Origin of the sequence: Streptomyces sp. NPDC102402, assembly GCF_044765765.1 — a bacterium.
Taxonomy (GTDB): domain Bacteria; phylum Actinomycetota; class Actinomycetes; order Streptomycetales; family Streptomycetaceae; genus Streptomyces.
This window is the reverse complement of sequence record NZ_JBIWKR010000009.1, coordinates 1-14752: the sequence shown is the minus strand read 5'-3', so window position 1 is coordinate 14752 and position 14752 is coordinate 1. Positions and strand designations below refer to the sequence as shown.

General features: G+C 69.3%; 17 protein-coding genes and 1 pseudogene. 10 read left to right on the top strand and 8 right to left on the bottom strand.

Annotated elements, in window-relative coordinates:
* Positions 1–11: 11 nt before the first annotated feature.
* Positions 12–548 carry a hypothetical protein gene (locus ACIRJR_RS24550; RefSeq protein ID WP_388207759.1) on the bottom strand — a complete coding sequence of 179 codons (537 nt, stop codon included), beginning with the start codon at positions 546–548 and terminating at the stop codon, positions 12–14.
* 135 nt (positions 549–683) lie between these two features.
* A pseudogene (locus ACIRJR_RS24545) lies at positions 684–869 on the bottom strand (helix-turn-helix domain-containing protein); the annotation flags it as partial.
* Between the two features lie 659 nt (positions 870–1528).
* Between ACIRJR_RS24545 and ACIRJR_RS24540 the strand changes: the two are divergent.
* The 8 genes from ACIRJR_RS24540 to ACIRJR_RS24505 all read left to right on the top strand — a co-directional run bounded on the left by ACIRJR_RS24540 (position 1529) and on the right by ACIRJR_RS24505 (position 8456).
* A complete protein-coding gene (locus tag ACIRJR_RS24540; protein WP_403784298.1) occupies positions 1529–2422 on the top strand; it encodes a helix-turn-helix domain-containing protein in 894 nt (297 codons plus the stop codon).
* Between the two features lie 2 nt (positions 2423–2424).
* Positions 2425–3138 (top strand): hypothetical protein, encoded by a 714-nt coding sequence (locus ACIRJR_RS24535; RefSeq protein ID WP_388207711.1) that lies wholly within the window; start codon positions 2425–2427, stop codon positions 3136–3138.
* A gap of 159 nt (positions 3139–3297) precedes the next feature.
* Positions 3298–3939 carry a WhiB family transcriptional regulator gene (locus tag ACIRJR_RS24530; RefSeq protein ID WP_388207714.1) on the top strand — a complete coding sequence of 214 codons (642 nt, stop codon included), beginning with the start codon at positions 3298–3300 and terminating at the stop codon, positions 3937–3939.
* Entirely contained in the window at positions 3936–5558 is a 1623-nt protein-coding gene (locus tag ACIRJR_RS24525) for a hypothetical protein (protein ID WP_403784296.1), read from the top strand. Before ACIRJR_RS24530 ends, ACIRJR_RS24525 begins: the two co-directional genes overlap by 4 nt.
* Positions 5555–5746, top strand: a complete 192-nt coding sequence (locus ACIRJR_RS24520) for a hypothetical protein (RefSeq protein ID WP_388207720.1) — start codon at positions 5555–5557, stop codon at positions 5744–5746. Before ACIRJR_RS24525 ends, ACIRJR_RS24520 begins: the two co-directional genes overlap by 4 nt.
* An 87-nt stretch (positions 5747–5833) precedes the next feature.
* Complete coding sequence (locus ACIRJR_RS24515; RefSeq protein ID WP_388207722.1) at positions 5834–6061, top strand: hypothetical protein; 228 nt, start codon at positions 5834–5836, stop codon at positions 6059–6061.
* 263 nt (positions 6062–6324) lie between these two features.
* A complete protein-coding gene (locus tag ACIRJR_RS24510; RefSeq protein ID WP_388207725.1) occupies positions 6325–6720 on the top strand; it encodes a plasmid mobilization protein in 396 nt (131 codons plus the stop codon).
* Positions 6717–8456 (top strand): relaxase/mobilization nuclease domain-containing protein, encoded by a 1740-nt coding sequence (locus ACIRJR_RS24505; RefSeq protein ID WP_403784293.1) that lies wholly within the window; start codon positions 6717–6719, stop codon positions 8454–8456. Before ACIRJR_RS24510 ends, ACIRJR_RS24505 begins: the two co-directional genes overlap by 4 nt.
* A 26-nt stretch (positions 8457–8482) precedes the next feature.
* Here ACIRJR_RS24505 and ACIRJR_RS24500 read toward each other — a convergent pair whose 3' ends face one another.
* The gene (locus tag ACIRJR_RS24500) at positions 8483–9298 is read right to left on the bottom strand and encodes an SDR family oxidoreductase (protein WP_403784291.1); all 816 of its coding nucleotides are present in this window, start codon (positions 9296–9298) and stop codon (positions 8483–8485) included.
* 185 nt (positions 9299–9483) lie between these two features.
* On the opposite strand from ACIRJR_RS24500, the gene ACIRJR_RS24495 reads away from it, so the two are divergent.
* Positions 9484–9927, top strand: a complete 444-nt coding sequence (locus ACIRJR_RS24495) for a hypothetical protein (protein WP_388207734.1) — start codon at positions 9484–9486, stop codon at positions 9925–9927.
* A gap of 79 nt (positions 9928–10006) precedes the next feature.
* Here the strand turns inward: ACIRJR_RS24495 and ACIRJR_RS24490 are convergent.
* Positions 10007–10899 (bottom strand): IS5 family transposase gene (locus ACIRJR_RS24490; protein WP_403784735.1). Its coding sequence is split into 2 segments (ribosomal slippage): positions 10007–10534 and positions 10537–10899, totalling 891 coding nucleotides; the frame shifts between segments, so codons are not numbered across the junction.
* Between the two features lie 28 nt (positions 10900–10927).
* The gene (locus ACIRJR_RS24485) at positions 10928–11488 is read right to left on the bottom strand and encodes a dienelactone hydrolase family protein (RefSeq protein ID WP_403784289.1); all 561 of its coding nucleotides are present in this window, start codon (positions 11486–11488) and stop codon (positions 10928–10930) included.
* A 109-nt stretch (positions 11489–11597) separates the two neighbouring features.
* Here ACIRJR_RS24485 and ACIRJR_RS24480 point away from each other — a divergent pair, with 109 nt between their 5' ends.
* Entirely contained in the window at positions 11598–12293 is a 696-nt protein-coding gene (locus ACIRJR_RS24480; RefSeq protein ID WP_403784287.1) for a hypothetical protein, read from the top strand.
* Positions 12294–12477: 184 nt separating this feature from the next.
* Here the strand turns inward: ACIRJR_RS24480 and ACIRJR_RS24475 are convergent, their stop codons facing one another.
* The 3 genes from ACIRJR_RS24475 to ACIRJR_RS24465 all read right to left on the bottom strand — a co-directional run bounded on the left by ACIRJR_RS24475 (position 12478) and on the right by ACIRJR_RS24465 (position 14063).
* Entirely contained in the window at positions 12478–13299 is an 822-nt protein-coding gene (locus tag ACIRJR_RS24475) for a DUF317 domain-containing protein (protein ID WP_403784285.1), read from the bottom strand.
* Positions 13300–13315: 16 nt separating this feature from the next.
* Positions 13316–13606, bottom strand: a complete 291-nt coding sequence (locus ACIRJR_RS24470; protein WP_403784282.1) for a hypothetical protein — start codon at positions 13604–13606, stop codon at positions 13316–13318.
* Positions 13607–13709: 103 nt separating this feature from the next.
* The gene (locus ACIRJR_RS24465) at positions 13710–14063 is read right to left on the bottom strand and encodes a DUF317 domain-containing protein (protein ID WP_403784280.1); all 354 of its coding nucleotides are present in this window, start codon (positions 14061–14063) and stop codon (positions 13710–13712) included.
* Positions 14064–14752 lie beyond the last annotated feature (689 nt).

Genomic DNA, 14752 nt, shown 5'->3' with positions numbered 1-14752 from the left:
AAGCTACCTGATCAGCGCGGTTCGTCTTCGCCGCCGGCGAGTAGCTCGTTGAGAACGGCCAGGAACGCTGGAGATACGCCGCCCTCGCCGCCTCGTGCAGCGAGGGCGACGTCGTGCTGAGCCGCCAGGAAGCGGATGTCTTCCAGTACGCGCCGTTGCGCCGACTGTCCGTCGTGGAAGACCATGGGCGAGACATCGAAGTACAGGCCGAGGGCCTCGTAAACGACTGTCCGAGCACCGTCATCGAAGATGTCTTCCGCGGGGACGCCGGCGAGAAGTGCGTCCACCTGCTCAGCCTTAAGTACTTCGGCACCGATTTTTCTGTTGACTGCGGCGGCCAGCTCTCCAGCCGTGGGAGGACTGCCGGGGAACGCCTCTTCCATGAGTTCGGAAAGTCTCTCGGCCAGCTGCTTGCCGGCAGGGCTGGCTGTCTCTCGCGTAGGGACGTCCTCGCCGAACGATCTACGTTGGGCCGCCTGCAACTCCTCAACCGTGACCCCGTAGAGCCTGGCCGGCTCAAGCAGGGACGCCTCGTCGAGCTTGCGCACTCCTCGCTCTGCCGCCCCCAGACGGAATCGGCTGACTGTTTCGAGCAGGTCAGCCGCATGGCTTTGGGAGTACCCCGCGTCGCATCGGAGGTCGACCAGATCGGGGGCGCCGTCCCGCGGGAACAGAGTGTCGATATCCGTGCCTAGTGCCCGCGCGATCGCCGGTAGCTTCTCGGCGGGCGGAACTGACTTCCCGCTTTCCCAGCGAGCTACGGGCTCGTGTGACCCCACGCCCACTTCACGCCCCAGGACGCGTTGATGCATGTCAGCTTCCCGGCGCCTCGCTCTCAGGCGTCGCCCATCGAATCGGCGCGGCGGCATCGATTGCTCCAAAGCTGCAGGTAGGCGATGTAGAGGGTCGGTTTCACAAGCTCTTGCAACAACAATCTACATGACGTAGGTTCTCGATGCAGGAGCTTGTGCGCCGCAGAACCGGAATTCGATCATCCGATTGCGGTCCTCCTGTGCCCCTGACGCGTGCTCCATGCCACGACTCCCGACTCCAAAGGGCCCTTCATGATCCAGTAACCCGCGCCCGCAACCGCGCGACTTCTACAGGGTTTAAGAACCAACTCTGGACCTTGACGCGGAGCCGTGCGTATGTTCGTCGTCCCTCGCCGGGCAAGCTGCCCGCACAGACACCTACATGGAGCAGGATCGCACACACATTCTGGGCCACTCAGGCTCTGAATCAGCGAGGGCGCCCGAGAGCAGCAACTCTCGGACGCCGACGCCTCACGGCTGTACCGCCCCAGCAAGGGCGGAGATCGCCACCATCACCACGCTGATCCCTTCCACGGGGCGTCTCAGCGTGGCAATACCAAAGGAGATTCTTGCATGGGCTCCGCCCTGCGCAAAAGGTCCCTCCGCCCGACCTGCGCGACTGCAACCTTCATCTCGGCGTCATCCGGCACCGGGCCGGAACAATCCGTTCACGTCTCGGCAAGCCGTCAGCCGTGCCCCGTAACAGGGAGCGGCCGATGAGCAGCGACGCCCGCGAGTGGGTGTGGGAGCACAGCTCCAGCAGGGGAAACGCGCGACTGGTCCTGCTGTCGATCGCCGACCGGGTCTCCGACGAACAGTTCGTCTCCTGGGCCTCGCTGTCCAGTTTGGCCAAGCGCACGAACGCCTCTCTCTCCACGGTGCGCGAGTCTCTCGACCGCCTCGTCGACGCCGGCGAGCTGGAGCGGCTCGACGATCTCATCGGCCCACAGCGCAGCACGGTCTTCCGCCTCCCGCTCGCCGCCAAAGCCTCGGCAGAGGCTGCCATGGAGCAGGGCGAGGACGCCGGCCAGACGTCGGGAGAGGAGCCAGGAACCTCCGCGACGCTCAGGGTCTCGGCCTTGCGATGGTGCGGTATCCGCCCGCGTGAGGTGCCGGAATCCCCCGCGAAGGCCCGGAAACCGGCAGTGCCGGAAACCGGCAGGTCCCGACGGAAACCGGCACAGCGGCGTATCGGAAACCGGCACAGCGATGTACCGGCTACCGGCACACAGAACCGTAGTGAACCTGATTTGAACCGGAGGTACAGCAGTAGTGGTGCTGCCGTCACCTCGGCTGCCGAGTGGCAGGTCGACCCGGCCACCCACACCTGGACCCGCCAGCAGGGACACCTCGACCGCCTCGGCGAACAGGGCCTGCAGGCCGCCGACGCGAAGTGGCGTGCTCACCGGTCGGAACACACGCCGAGGCCAGCGGACGCCTGGGCTGTCGACTGGCGGTCCTGGATCGCCCGAGAGCACGCCCCCAGCCGCCCGAACCTTCACGCCATGCCCGGCAAGAACAGCGCCGCGCCTGGCGGAATGACGCGGGCCGAGGCCCACACCGCCGCCCTTCTCGCTGCCCTCGACGAGCCGACCGGAATGGAGGGCTGACCGTGGACCGCCGCGAAATCGCCGCCCTGCTGGCCTACATCGGCCGACTCGACCCTCGCACCATCCGCACCGACCAGGGCGAAGCACGCGACCAGCTCGCCCAGTGGGCCGAACTGCTCGGCGACGTACCGATGGCCACCCGGCACGGCTGGGACGCCCTCGTCGCCGCCCGACAGCACATCCGTACCTCGGTGTACCAGATCCTGCCCGCGGACATCGTCCGCCCCTGGGAGAGCTACCGGCGCGACCGCCTGGCACGGCACTCCGACCCGACGCCGTCCGTCGATCCGGACGACCAGGCAGCCTGGACCGCCGAGCTGGTCGGCGCCCGGCGCGCCGTCGCCGTCGGCACCGCGCAGCCCGCCCAGGCCCGAGCGATCACCACCGGTCGCGACGGGGTCAATCCGCGGCTTAAGGCGAGGCTGCGGGAGATCGGCTCCTGCATACCGCCCGCCGCCCGAGCCGCCCTCGCGCCCTACCGGCCCGCCCGAGCAGCACGCGAGGCAGCCGTCGCGCAGGGTCTGCCGGACGCTCTGAGTGTCCAGTGCGAGTGGTGCCTGGCCCAGCCCGGTGAGCCGTGCCGCCGCCGCAGGATCGGCCCCGACGGCGGTGCCCGTGGCACCGCCCAGTGCGCAACTCATCCCAGCCGCCTCGACCTCGCTGCCGCCCAGCAGGCCGGGCAGACCGCGCAGGTCCAGCAGCCCGCCGTGGCCTGACCTGCAAGCAAGGGCGGTGCATCCCGTCCGATGCACCGCCCTCCCCACACCACCATCCCGCCCCGGCTGCGGCGCACGCTCTCACGCCGCAGCCGGCCCCCTACGCCGCGTCCGCTTAGACGGCCCCGCGGCCGACGCGGCAGCACATCGGAGATCCCCTTGCGCCACATCACCACCCACGACGCACCGGCCACCGGCCTGCGTAGCATCGGAGACACCAGCTGGCACACCCTCGGAGCCTGCTACGGCCTGGACGTCGAGGACGCAGAGGCGGTCTTCTTCCCCGGCCCCCGGGACCATGAGGAGATCGCGGAGGCGAAGGAGCTGTGCGGCTGGTGTCCCGTACGACGTGACTGCCTCGACTTCGCCCTGGAGAACGGCCTCAAGGAGGGCGTCTGGGGCGGTCTCACCGAGGCCGAGCGGCGTCCCCTGCACGACGGTCTGCCCCAGCGCCTCGACTACCGACGTGTGACGGCATTCTTCCGGGGACGTGACGTCCATCTCACCGAGGCCGAGCGGCAGGTCGTCATCGACCACGCCTATGTCCGCGGCTGGAGTCCTTACCGGCTCGGGGCCGCCCTGCAGATCAGCCGTAAGCATGCCCGTGACCTGCTCCGGCAGTCTGCCAACAAGGTCCTCGATCGCGACCTCACCTACGGCGTGCCACGGCCCAAGAAGAAGCGGAAGAAGACCGCCCCGACAACAAGCGGCCCCGCAACCGCCAAGCCCTGCACCCAGCAGCCCGTTCACCGCCCGGCGGCGTCGGCTACGGCGTCCGCCCCTCTTGGAAAGGCCGCATGACCCACCCCGTCCTGGCCCTCGGTGCCGCTCCAGACCTCCCCCTCCTCCTCGCCGCCGCCGTCGTGCCCGCCGCCCTGGTTCTCCTGCTGACCGCCTGGACGGTCCGGCGCCGGGAACCCCGTACGCAGAAGCGTCTCGGCGGGCCGGCGGTCAAGGTCGCAGCCCTGGCCGCCCTCGGCTGCACCGCCTACAGCGCCGACACCAGCTGGCGCTTCGCCGCCGACTACCTCGACATGGCCGGCACCGCCGAGCGGGCCGGCATGTTCGCCGCAGCCGAGCTGGCGCTCTTCGCTACCGCGCTGATGGCCCGGCAGAACCTGGCCACGCACGGTGCCCCCGGCCTGCCGGGCACGCTGGTCTGGGTGATCACCGGCGTGCAGGTGATCCCCGCCTACGCAGAGAGCGGCCCCGTCGGCGGCACTGTCCGGGCCTTCGTCGGGCCGGTCATGGCAGCGATGCTGTGGCACCTCGCCATGGGCATCGAGCTGCGCTTGCGCACCCCTGGTGCCGCCTCCCACGGGCTGATCGCCGTCCTGGGCCGAGAGGCCCGCGAAAGGCTTCTGTCCCGCCTTGGCATCGCCGCGCGAGACCGCGACGCCGCACAGATCACCCGGGACCGAGCCACCTCCCGCGCGGTCACCCTCGCCGCCAGGCTCGCCGAGCGCACACCCCAGCAGCAGCGGAGCCGGCGTGGGCTGCGGCTCACCCGACGACTGTCGAAAGCGGTCGGAAGGGCCTCGGTCGGCACCGACCCGCTGCAGCGCACACAGCTCCTCGACCAGCTCGCCGCACGACGGCACGCACTCGCGCTCGCCACGGTCCCGCTGCCCTCTCCCTGGTCCCCGGAGCCCAGCACCGCATCGGCAGCCGCCGTCCCCCCGCATCCGACGTCGACTACAGCGGTCCCCATGGACGGTCCCCACGGTTTCGACGAGTCGAACGGGGCCCGCGGACCGAGCAACGTGAAAGGGCCGGTCCCCGAAGTCGAGACCTTGAAGGCGCCGGACCAGAACGCGGGGACCAGCGTGGGGACCAAGACTCCAGAAGCTGGCGCGGTCCCGGGGACCGGTCCCGCCAAGCCGGAGGGGACACAGGAGGACACCGCAGGCATGGGGACCGACCACCCCATGCAGGAAGTGCCTGCTCAAGGCCCTGATTCGTACCGGGGACCGACTGCCGCCGAGTCGGGGACCGAACCCACCGGGGACCGGGGACCGACCACCACCGACACGGGGACCGAACCCACCGGGGACCGGGGACCGACCACCACCGACACGGGGACCGAACCCACCGGGGACCGGGGACCGGCGGTCCCTCTCCGTCGGAAGCCGATCACGACGCCCCGGACGAAGAACAACGGGAAGCGCGGCCGGTCCCGCGCCCCGCAGACCCAGCGCCCGCCACGAGAGCTGGAGCCGCCGGAGCGCCAGCTTGTCCGGGAGGTTCGTCCCCACGTCCCCGGCCTGCTCGCACGGGACGGCAACGGAGCGATCACTCGGGTTCAACTGCGGGAAATCATCCGCCGCGAGGGTCTGACGGGCTGCCGGAACGACCGAATCACCCTCGTCCTCCAGGAACTGCGGAGCGACGACACCACGACGACAAGAGGCACCGCATGAAGACCTGCCATCAGTTCAACACCGTCCGCAGGGAGTATGAGCGGGAGATCGGCTACATGCTCGCTCACTCCCAGCGGTACGAGGGCAGGCCGGCGGCGAAGTCCAGCGCAAAGCAGGCGGACTCGGCGAAACAGCGGATGGCCCGGGCGCTCAGCAGCCACGTCGGGCGCTGCCCCGAGTGCGGCTGAACTGGCAGAAGCCCAGCTCATCGCCCCTATCCGTATCGGGTGGCCCGGCTCGGTGCCAGCCGCCTCCCCCGCTCCGGGAGACACGCCGTGATCCCTCGTTCATCCGCGCCCACCGCCGCCGAGGCCAGCGCCTGGGCGGATGTCCTGGTCCGCCGACGGCTCCTGCACGCCGCGGTTCTCACGCCGACCGGCCAGTGGCTCGTCCAGGATCGGCCCGAAGGGCCCGTCTGCGTCCTCTCGGGGCCGGCCGACGTCGTCGCGCTGGCCGCGACCATCCAGCACCGCACCCGCTCCACGAGGTCCGAATCCCGATGACGAACACGCCCCAGAACGGCACCACCCCGGAACCTGCTCCCGACTTCAACTCGGTCTCAGAGGTAGCAAGTTATCGCAAGAGCATTGCTCCCGCCGGGAGCAATGCTCTTGCGTCCCCCGCCCCTGGAGCGGCGGGAGCGGATCGGCACCGGGGGGCGCCGATCCGTGAGGATGCGACCGGGGGCGGTTCGCATCCTGGGAAGCAGGACCAACACAGCTGCCACAGTGCGCACTGCACGCACACCGCCCCTTCGAAGCCGCATGTGCAGCAGCGCGAACGCCTGCGCGACGAGAACAAACGCATACGCCAGCCCAGCTGCCGCATGAACGACGACGAGTACCAACTCCTCACCCGCGCAGCCGCCGTGTGCAACATGAGCGTCGCCAGTTTCCTCGCCCACGCCGCGCTCAAAGCCGCCGGCGACCTCGACCGTACGGCGGCGGAAATCGCCGCCCAACGAGAAGTCCACAACGAGCTCTTCGCTGTGCGCCGGCACCTCGGCCACATCGGCAACAACGTCAACCAGGTAGCCAAGGCCATCAACTCTGGTGCCGACGTCCCGTACGCCGAAGCCGTACTCGGCGCCGTCCAGCGTGCCACCCAGCGCGTGGACTCCTTCATCCAGCACTACCTCGACACCGAAAGGCGAACCGGATGATCCCGCGCGTCCACAAGCGCGGCTCGAACACGTTCGGCCTGCTCAGCTACCTCTACGGCAAAGGGACCCATGAGGAGCATGTCGACCCGCATCTCGTCGCGGCCTGGGACAGTTTCGCTCCCGATCCCGGTCGCGATCCGCAGGCCACGAAGCGGCAGCTGCAGCAGCTCCTGGACCAGCCGGTCCAGGCGCTCGCGGAGTCGCGTCGCCCGGCGAAGCACGTCTGGCACCTTTCGGTGCGGGCCGCACCGGATGACCCGGTCCTCTCCGACGAGCAATGGGGCGAGATCGCCCGACGCATGGTCGCCGCGACCGGCATCGCTCCGGCCGCCGACGAGGCGGGATGCCGCTGGGCGGCCGTGCGCCACGCCGACGACCACATCCACATCATCGCCACGCTCGTCCGCGAGGACGGCCGGCGCCCGCGGCTCAACAACGACGCCAAGCGGTCTCAGGCCGAAGCCCGCCTGATCGAAGCCGAGTACGGGCTCAAGCAGCTCAGTGCCGGGGATGGGACCGCAGCGCAGCGCCCGACCAGCGCCGAGCGCCACAAGGCCCAGCGCCAGGGCCGCGAGCGCACCGCGCGCGAAGAACTGCGCGAGAGCGTACGTCGAGCGGTGACCGGCGCCAGAAGCGAAGAGGAGTTCTTCGACCGTCTCGCCGCCGCCGGCCTGCTGATCCGCAAGCGCGAGGCCCCGTCCGGCGACCTGCTCGGCTACAAGGTCGCCCTGCTCGACGACCTGAACAAGGACGGCGAGCCGGTGTTCTACCCCGGTGCGCGCCTGGCTCCCGACCTGTCCTTGCCTCGCATCCGCGAGCGGTGGTCCGGTGATGCGCAGGACCTCCCTGCGGCCCATCGAGGGGAAGCGATTCGTACAGAGCCGGGCAGTCCGGCCTCCGCGCGCCGCGGAACGGCATCGGCCGGATGGCAGGCCGTGCTCGTCGTCGAACACGGCGAGGACGGGATCGCCGCCGCCCACATCGCCGCGGTCGGCGAGGTCCTGGATGCCCTCGCGAAGACGTCTGCCGCTCACACCCGCCGCGAACTGCGCGACGCAGCAACGGCTTTCGAACGGGCATCGCGCTCTCACGTTCGCGCTGCACGCGGGCACGATCGAGACCTGCGACAGGCCGCCCGCGACCTCGTCCAAGGCGGTCCAGCCCTCGGCCGGGGCGAGGACGGCGCCACCACGGCGATGGCGATAGACATGTTGTTCTTCCTCGTCACTGCCGCCGCCCACTGGCATGCGAGGAAGGGCCATGCCCAGCAGGCCGAAGCCGCTAGCCGGGCCGCCGCGCACCTGCGCAACGCCTACCGGCCCGCCGCCGCTCAGCCGCTCGGCGTGCTCTACCAGCGCGGCCGACGCCTGAGCCGGCCGGTGCTCCAACGACAGACAGCGCTGCTGCGCGAAACGCTGCCGAGCCTGGCCGAGCAGATCCTCGCCGAGCCCGGTTGGTACGCCCTGGCCGCGACCATCGCGGAAGCCGACGCCGCCGGCCACGACCCGGCAGCGCTCCTGTCCGACGCCGTGGAGAGCCGAGAACTCGGCACTGCGGACTCGGTCAGTGACGTCCTGGTGTGGCGACTGCGGCTCCGGGCAGATCTGCCGGTCGACGCTACCGCAATACCGAAGAACCGCACGGCAAAGAATCCGGCGACCGTGCGCCCGCCGACGCCCCGAACCACCAGCTCTGGCCGCCGTTTCGGCGACGAGGCACCCGGCAACACGCGATGAGCCCCCGCCGCCGATGCGAGTGCGCCTCAGAGGAACTCGTGGACGCCGCGCACCCTCGTACGCAGCTTCGCCTGGGTGGCCCGGCTGTCGAGTCGGACGTCGAGTGCACCGGAAAGCGAGGTGCCGGCGCGGAGTCCCTCCGGCAACCGGGAAGCATCGAGCCCGTCCCGCTGAGCGATCAGCACACCCAGACGGTGACGACTCACGGCATCCCCACCCGCAAGGTGGTGTACGCCGCACGCGTCGGTGAAGGCCAGCTCCAGCAGGGCAGCGGCGAGGTCCCCGACATGCACGGGACAGCGGACGTCGTCGGTGAACAGGGCACCGGTCCGGGAGCCGGTCGCGAGGTCGTGCACGAGGCGGACATGCTCGGACTGGATGCCGCCGATGATCAGAGAGGTACGGGCGATGACGGCATCCGGAGTCAGAAGCCGGATGCCAGTCTCCGCCGCCGCCTTCGCTGCCCCGTACGGGGTGACGGGATCGGGGAGACAGGACTCGTCGTAGTGGACTCGGGTGCCGGAGAACACGGCGTCGCTGCTCACGTGAACGAGGCGGCAGTCGTACTTCGCCGCCGTCATCGCCAGGCGGACGGAGCCTTCTGCCGTGACGGCCCAGTTGGCGCTGCCGCTGCTCGCGTTGATGACCACGCAGGGGGCGAGCGAGGGAACAACCTCTTCGACACGGCCGCCGTCCCTCAGATCCACCTCATGCCACGTCGCCTCCGGACCATCGCACGGCCTGGTCGCGAAGGTCGCGGCAACGCGATGCCCAGCGACAGACGCCTGGCGGACCAACTCGGCGCCCAGGAACCCACTGCCTCCGACAATAAGGACCATCACGGCATGCCGCGGTAGACGATCCCCACCTGGCTCGGAGTGCCTCGCCCACAGCGGCCCTGACCCGAGGATGCAGGAAACGCCTTATGACCTGCCGAAAGTCACTGTGAACTTTGTGAATTGAAACCGCCAGGGGCGTGAGGCACGATCATGAAGCGAGTAGGACGAGGCAAGGGGAGGACGCCAGCGTGTTTCACCGAATACGACGCAGGGCCAAGGAACCGAGCGAGGAGCAGCGCCAGTTCGCCGAGGTGTTTGCGCGGATGCAGAACCAGGTCCCGGCGGGCTTCGGGGAGCCGCCGGCCGAGCCGGAGCCCACCGACCCGGCCGGCGCGGTGGACGACTTCCTCCCGCCGGAGCTGCGCGTACCGAGCCACGACCAGGTCGACGGCAAGATGATGCCGTGGACGCAGCCCCTGGTCCTCGACGGCGAGATGGTCGCCTGCGCCGAGTGCGGTGCATACCGGGACTGGCTCATCCTCTCCACCCACGGCCAGATCTGGCTGCGCTGCCGGGCCGGCCACCAGCAGCAGGAGACCCGCCTCGACACCGCGTGGTACAACCGGCACTCTGGACCGGCGGACGCGACGCATGCAACGTTCGAGGACTGCCTGCGCCACCTTGGGCACTGACCACCACTCCTACGACCTCACCGGGCCTCCGGGCCCGCACTGACCACCCGTCGCCTAGGGCGTGTATCGAATGTCATGCTCACAGCCACTCGTTGATGGCCGCGACGAGCACCGTCGCCTCGTAGCGGACCGCGAGCTTGTCGTACCTCGTGGCCACGGCGCGGTGCCTTTTGAGGCGATTGATACCGCACTCCACGGCGTGCCTCGCCTTGTAGTCGGTCTTGTCGAACTTCGGCGGCCGGCCGCCGCGAGATCCGCGGTTCTTGCGGTTCGCCGCCTGGTCGGCTTTGTCCGGGATCGTGCAGCGGATACCGCGTTGACGCAGGTAGGCGCGGTTCTTCCGGGAGGCATACGCCTTGTCGGCCCGGACCCTGCGGGGGCGGGTGCGGGGCCTGCCCGAGCCCAGGCGGGGGACTCGGACGCGGCCCAGGACCGCCTCGAACTGTGGGGAGTCGCCGCGCTGTCCGGCTGTGATCACGATCGACATGGGCTTCTGCCCCTGTTCGACTACCAGGTGCAGCTTGGTGGTCAAGCCGCCACGCGAGCGTCCGAGCCCGTGATCGTCCGGCTCGATGGAGAGGGCGCCGGGCGGCTCCTTTTGCAGATCCCCCTTTTCCGCGCCCCGGCGGCGTGCTGGTGGGCACGGACGATGGTGGAGTCGACGTTGAGGTCCCAGGTGATCAGGTCCTTCGCATCCGCCCGAGCTTGGAGGGCGGTGAAGATCCGGTACCAGGTGCCGTCCCTCTGCCAGCGACGGAACAGGTCGTACACCCGACCCCATGGCCCATACTGCTCGGGCACGTCCCGCCACGGGATGCCCGTGCGAACCCGGAACCGTACGCCGTCGATCAGTTGTCGCCGGGTCCATATCAACGGTCGGCCGGGCTTCTTGCCCGTAGGCAACAGCGGCTCCAGCACTACCCATTGCTCGTCAGTCAGATCTCTGCGCGCCACAAACCAAGAGCATCGCATGATGAAGGTGCGCCTTTGGTGCAAGACCCTAAGCGAGGAGGCCCAACACCCGGTGCCAGGTCAGCTCGGCTGCGGCTGGGTCGTGGTCGGGGAGGTCACGGTCGGTGTAGAAGTGGCCGGCACCCGGGTAGCGGAACACCTCTAGATCGACGCCGGCCTCCTTCGCCGCCTGACTGAGGGCGGCAACGCGCTCGGGCGGCGCGAAGTCGTCCGGTTCAGCGACGTGCAACTGCACTCTGAGACCTGGGCGAACGGATGCGGGCAGATCGGCAGTGGCGTGCAGGAGAAGAACGCCAGCCGCATCGGGACGCTCGGACCAGAGATCGGTAACGACACCTACGCCCATGGAGACGCCGGCGAGCACGGTCTCGTCCGGCATCCCCGTGAGGGCCTGGCGAGCGCGCTTGACCACCGCTGCCCAGCCGATCCGGTCGAGCAGTTGGAACCCCAGGTCGAGCGTGGCCGCGGTCTCGCCGCCGAAGAGGTCGGGCGTAACGACTTCATGCCCGGCGCAACGCAGTCGCTCGGCGGCGAGGAGTTCGGCCGGGCGCAGGCCGAGTACGGAATGGAACAGCGCGATGTGGGTCATGGCGGCATAGTGCCGTACGGCGACTCCGCACCTCCGTGCTTGCCCGCCGAGCGATGACTGTGACCAGCTCTTTCGATACACACCCTAGCACCAAGGGGTCAGTTCCGTCATGCGCGTTCGCGTCGCCACCACCATCCTCGGCATCACCGCCGTCCTCCTCGCCGTACCGGCCTGCTCCACCGACACCGTCGGCACCACGTCCGATTCCGCGCCGTCCGCCCGTACCGGGGCGCAGGCCGACGCCGCCCAGCAGGCTGCCCTGCTCTCGTCAGCCGCGCTGGAGACGCGCCTGCTCAACGAGAGCGACCTGGGCAGGGGCTACCTGCGCAAGCCTGAACGCCCCTCCCAGCACGACGACGTCGCCGTCATCGGCTGCCCGGCCCTGAGCGAGCTGGGCGGCGACGCCGCGACCGGCGGCACGCTCAGCTTCCCGCGCAAGGCGAAGGCGGACTTCACCTACGGCGGCAGCTCCTCAGAGGTCTCCGAGGATCTGTACAGCGACAGCCCGACCAAGCTGTCCGACGGTATCGGCCGGATCTTCGACGCGATGACCGGGTGCCCGACCTATCAGGTCGTCGCCGGCGGCGCCCCCATCGACATGGCTTCGCAGAAGCTAATACCGCCCCACAAGCTCGGCGACGAGCAGTGGAGCCAGCTCCTGACGTTCTCCACGAGGGAACGGAGCACCGTGGTCAAGCAGACCGCCATCCGCGAGGGAAGTCTGCTGCTGATTGTCTCCGGCTCCCCGGCCCTCGTGGACCGGCACCTCGGCAAGGCCCTCGACAAGGCCACGACAACGAGCTGACCTGCCCATCCGCCCTGCTGCTGCCTCCGAACGCTCTGCGTCGGGGGCAGCAGTGCGTCACAGGGGCAAAGCCTTGTGGACATCAACGGTGCACCGCGACTGCCGCGGTCCGGGAAGCAAGAAGCCCGGCGCCCTCCAATGAGGAGGGGCCGGGCTGCGGGCGTCGGAAGGGGCTGGCTGGATGTCAGATGGCTGGCGCGCGCAGGAGCCGAGCCTGGGTGGCTTCGGGCAGTACCCGGCGCAGGACCGGCGCGGTCGAGCTGAGGGAGGCGGCGAAGGCCGCGACGAGATCGTGCGGGACGCTCGCGCCGAAGGACACCGCCCACAGGCACGGCGCGCCGAGCGCGGGCTCCGCCCACGCCTGCCACCCAGCCGATCCGACTTCGTCGACCTCGGTGGTCAAAGCCCGGGGGTCGCCGTCCTGGATGAGGGGCGGCACCTCGCCGAGGCTGATGTGCGAGGTGAACGTCGGATCCGTCGCCGCTGCCCGGGGCTGGTCGATGTCGCGGAACCAGCCGTGTGAGGCGACGGCGTCGAGGACCAGCTCGGGGCCCGCGATTGGCACGGCGGGCTGGTCGCGGGCATCGAGTGCGACGAGAAAGTCGGCCACGGACTCGCCAGGGACGCCGCAGGTGAAGTACGCCGACCACTGAGCGAGCGGGCTGCTCGTGTCCGGGCGGGCGGAAACCTGCCAGGCGATCGGCAGATCCCCCAAGCGGAACGGCTCGTCCGCCAAGCTCCACTGTGCCCACCGGAGGGCGTCGGGGCTGATGTGCAGGACGGTACTGCGCAGGACCTGGCGGTCCTCATCTGCTTCGTCCGGCCGGTGGCGACCGCGGACGATCGTCAGGCTCGTCCAGCCCAGGCCAGAAAGCGTGTCGGCGACGGCGTCGTAGAGGCGCCCATCATCACCGGCCAGATATCGGGGCCCGACCCAGAACGCGGGCTGGCCGCCACGCGGAGTGGACGGGTCGAAAGGGAAGTCGGGGTACAGGGGCGCCTCCAAAGGCTCGGTGCTGGTTCTACTTGCCGCCGGCACGGCGGCGGGGTCGGCGTGGGGGTGCCTGGACAGGGCCCTGCCACGTCAGGTCGACGGCCACCTCGGGTGGCAGATGGCCGAGCTGGGCACTCTCGTCCGGCCCCTCGGCCAGGTAGACGACGGTCCGGCCGGTCTCGTCCACCGATTGCACGACCTGTGCCAGCCGGTGTGCCATCGGAAAGTAGGGGTTCATGGCCTGGCGGACCGGAGCACCCCGGTCGCAGGCGGACAACAGGTCGATGAGATCACCGACGGTCATCTCCGGGGACGTCACGAAGGGCCTCCTGGGGTGAGAGAGAGGGCAGGGGTGGAATAGGCCGGCGGTCGGTAGTAGTCGCCCGATCGGAGGGCGGGCGCTCCCTGCCTGTGTCCGCGTGTCAGAGGCGGCTCGAGGTATCCAGCACGCACGCTACGGCGGCGGCTACGATGTCGGCCGGCGTCTCGGTGTCGAACGACAAGTGATAGCCGCGGGCCTCGGCCGTGCCAGTGACGGCGATCTTCCATCCCTCGCCGTCCGTACCCGGGCGCCCGAGCGGGAACCAACCGAGGTAGAACCTGCCGTCCTTCGAGCTGACGTGTACGTCCGCACGATCATCGACGATCAAGTGGAAGTCCTCCGCAGAGAACTGGTCCAGGACCAGCGTGGGCCGACCGGGGCCAAGCTGCCACTCACGCAGCCGCAGGGCTTCAACGGTAGTGGAGAACCCGGGGCCCGCAGGGAGTGTGGTCATAGGCAATCACCTCTCTGACCTGGGGATTCCTGCAAGGTTGTCTACGTTGACATGCCCTCGCGGCCGTTGGCCAGTCTTTCCGCACTCTTTCCTGTCTGCCCCCGGCGAACTGTGTCCGTCGACATCGAACCCGGCCCCACATTGACCGTGAGAACGGCGATGCGCCGAAGCTCGGCAACAGCACCACGAAGGCAGTTCCTGAGGCCCTCGGCGCGTCGGCAGGCCCCAGCACCAGCAGCTGCCGCCTTACCCGTTCACGCCCACCCCACCCAAAAGGCCCTGGGAACCACCCATGGCTCCCAGGGCCTTCGAGGCATCCGCAGAAAAGCGCCCGTTTACTCCACCCACAGGGTCAGACACGCATGACGACCACCGACGCAAGGGCGCCAGCCGCCCAGGCGAGCAGCAGGCTCTGGCTCCTGCTGACGCCGTTCGCGTCAGCCCACCGTTTCGCGAGGGCACGGACGATCACTCCAGTCACGGCCGCTACCTGATTCCTGGACATAAGTCAGTCCTTCCGAGAGAAGGGAGAGACGCTCGAATTGGCGCCGCTCACTCACAGAAGCAGAGCAAAGCCACTGGTGACAACGGGCATATTGATCAGAAACTCATGGGGTTCACTCGTCGAGGGTGTAGCGGACATGCGGGGCCTTGAAGTAACCGGTGATGATGTGAGGTTGGCGTTGTCG